Origin of the sequence: Methanosarcina sp. UBA5 (assembly GCF_002505485.1) — an archaeon.
Classification (GTDB): Archaea; Halobacteriota; Methanosarcinia; order Methanosarcinales; family Methanosarcinaceae; genus Methanosarcina.
Window position 1 is genome coordinate 12,086 of sequence record NZ_DAVG01000124.1, and the last position, 1,253, is coordinate 13,338.

A 1,253-nucleotide genomic window follows, 5' to 3' on the forward strand; every position below is an offset into this window, starting at 1 on the left:
CTGATCCTTGATACCTCTGCAAGTATGCAGGTCGATTCTCGCTTTGCTGATGCTGTTAAGATTGCTGATGGCTATGTGAGCAAGAAAAACAGCATAATCCTGGCTTCGGACACACCTCTGCTCGCCCTTGAAGGAGGAGATGCATCCTCTGCAAAGGATATTTTCAGTAAAGTTAAGCCAGGAGCCGGCACTGCCGACCTGTCTGCAGCCATAACTACAGGTATGCGTCTTCTATCAAAGGAAGGAGGAGGAAGGATCATTGTTATTTCTGATTTCACTAATTCGAAAGGAGACGATCCTGTTAGTTCCAAAAATCTGGCTGAGTCTTACGGAATTTCAGTCAACTTCGTAAAAGTTGGAAAGCCTGCAAATAATATTGGAATTATCAATGGTTGGATCGAAGCCACGGACGGAAAATATGGCTACACAGGCGTAATTAAGAACTACAAGGATCAAGACGAAAAAGTTAAAATCGAGACTGGAAGAGGGATTTCTGGAAATTCAACATCATTTTCCCTTGACGTTCCCGCAGGTGGGACAAAACAGTTCACGCTTGGAAACATTGGGCCAGGGACTACAACAGTTCAGCTTAATGTGAAAGATAGTTTACCTGTTGACAATAAAGCTTACATTTCCATTCCAGATACTTCAAAGCAGCGTATACTCTATGTCACTGATGATGGGAAACTGCCTTCGAAAACTGCACTTTCCCTGCTCCCGAACAGTAATCTCAGTGTCGCAAAAACCGTGCCTTCTTCCCTTGATAGTTACACGCTTGTAGTGCTTGCGCAGAAAGAAACTCCAATTGCTAACGATTCAGTAGAGACAATTGAAAATTATGTAAGAAACGGAGGTAATGCAGTTTTCATTGCAAGCGGTGCCTTAGCTCCCGAGAAAACTGAGGTTGGCCTGATCAAGATCTTGCCTGTAAAGCCTACCGAAATTGAGAACGAAACAAACGGAACCGACCTTGGGGTTGAGGAAGTTCAGCAGAGCAGTATTACAAAGGATATTAGAAGTGATGAGATCTCAGTCCATACGTACCTGAACGCAACTGAAAGAACCGGCTCGACAACTCTGGTAGCTCTCAAAAATGGAGTTCCTATACTAAGTTACTGGCAGGTGGGTAAGGGTACTATTTTCTATATGGGACTGGGTGATGAACTTGGGGATAATGCCTGGAACAATTTCCATAACTTGCCTGAGTATCCCGTATTCTGGATAAAACTTGTTGAATGGCTCGGAGGAACAGG

General features: G+C 43.9%; 1 protein-coding gene. It reads left to right on the forward strand.

Features of this window, described 5'->3' with window-relative positions:
* Positions 1–1,253, forward strand: a 1,253-nt coding sequence (locus BP621_RS15950; protein WP_292391632.1) for a vWA domain-containing protein, incomplete at both ends; no start/stop codon positions are given.